The organism is Cryobacterium lactosi (assembly GCF_004403945.1).
In the GTDB taxonomy this organism is placed as follows: Bacteria; Actinomycetota; Actinomycetes; order Actinomycetales; family Microbacteriaceae; genus Cryobacterium; species Cryobacterium lactosi.
The window spans coordinates 1-1558 of record NZ_SOHM01000044.1; the positions used below are offsets into that span (position 1 = coordinate 1).

The window sequence follows — 1558 nt, forward strand, 5'->3', positions numbered from 1 at the left end:
CCCTGAGTGTCAGCCTGTGGTGAGACAGATCATCGTTTCATCATGGGCCGGCTCAGGGCGGGGAAAAGGACGTCCGCATGGACATTTCAGAGTTCCCGCAGCGCCTCTCGAACAGGCACCGCTTCACGTCAACGGAGCGCCTGGCGATTCTGGCGGAGTGGGAGAAATACGCTGCCACTGGTTCCGAGATCGGGGCGAAGTCCGCGTTCTGCCGCCGTGTCGGGATCGATACGAAGTCGCTGTCGAACTGGATTATCGCTAAGCGCCAAGGCCTGCTGGTCGAGACGAATCAACGGCAGACTAGGTATGTGTTGTCGAAACAGGAACGGATCGAATTTCTGCGGTTGCAGAAAGAGAACGCGATCCTTAAAGCCCAGTTGGAGCAGGCTGAAGGCGCGGTGGAGGTGCTGGGAAAAGCTTCAGAGCTCTTGTCCGCGCTGGCCAAGAGCTCACAAATCCGCACCCCACCAGTGCCCTACGAGCAGCCGATCCCGGCCGCGTTTCGCAAGCCGAAACCCACCGAGTAGCGTTCGATACTGTCGACGATCTGACCGTTTTGGGGATGCCGGTGGTTCGCGCATGCACGTTGGCCGGCTATCCGCGGGCGTCGTACTACCGCCACCGGAACCCGCGCGCCCGGCTTACCGACCCGATCCCGCAGAAAGACCGGCACCAACCGGCCGCGCTTTCAGCTGCTGAAAGCACGCAGATCCTGGCACTCATCAACACCCCTGAGTACGAGGGCTTCTCGATCTGCCAAGCGTTTTACCGGGCCTGGGATGCGGGTGTTTACCTAGCCTCGAAGTCGTCCTGGTATCGCGTCGCTCGGGCGGCCGGGCAAGTCCGTGAGCGCCGTCGGCAGGCCGAGGGTTCGCCCAAGAAGATTCCCCAGCTGGTCGCGACCGCCCCGACCCAGGTGTGGTCCTGGGACATCACCAAGCTCAAGACCACAATCCGTGGCCGCTACTTCCACCTCTACGTGATCATGGATATCTACTCGCGCCGCGTCGTGGGCTGGCGGCTGGAAGCTTATGAAGACAGCGACCTGGCCGAAGAGATGATCCAGGACGCCGTCACCGCCAACCACGGCATCGCACCGAACTACCTGCACTCCGATAACGGTGCGGCGATGGTGAGCACACCGGTGTCATTGCTGCTGGAAAAGCTCGGGATCGATAAGTCCTTCTCCAGGCCGAAAGTCTCCAACGACAACCCCTACAGCGAAGCGTTGTTCAAGACCGCGAAATACGACCTCGCGTTCCCCGAGATCTTCGACACCCTCGATGACGCCCGCGCCTACTTCGACTGGTTCTTCCACGAATACAACACCAACCACCGCCACTCCGGCATCGCCTGGCACACCCCCAACGACGTTCACTACGGCCGCACCGACCACGTGACCCGTCGCCGAAGCCAGGTCCTCAGCGCAGCGTTCCGAACGCATCCGGAACGCTACGCCAGGCAACCCAAGCCCCCGGCCCTACCGGGCCGGGCCTGCATCAACGACCCCCGCAAGAAACCCAAACCCAACCTGTCTCAAACAGGTTGACAAATACCG

At 61.5% G+C, this 1558-nt stretch carries 1 protein-coding gene and 1 pseudogene; both read left to right on the forward strand.

Features of this window, described 5'->3' with window-relative positions; genetic code table 11:
• Nucleotides 1–77: 77 nt before the first annotated feature.
• On the forward strand, nt 78–527 hold the full coding sequence (locus tag E3T61_RS20075) for a hypothetical protein (protein WP_134642614.1): 450 nt from the start codon (nt 78–80) through the stop codon (nt 525–527).
• 14 nt (nt 528–541) lie between these two features.
• Nucleotides 542–1549: pseudogene (locus tag E3T61_RS20080) on the forward strand (IS3 family transposase); the annotation flags it as partial.
• Nucleotides 1550–1558: the final 9 nt, after the last annotated feature.

Coding starts and splice junctions, on each gene's coding strand:
- E3T61_RS20075 (WP_134642614.1), top strand. CDS start 78: ATGGACATTTCAGAGTTCCCGCAGCGCCTCTCGAACAGGCACCGCTTC.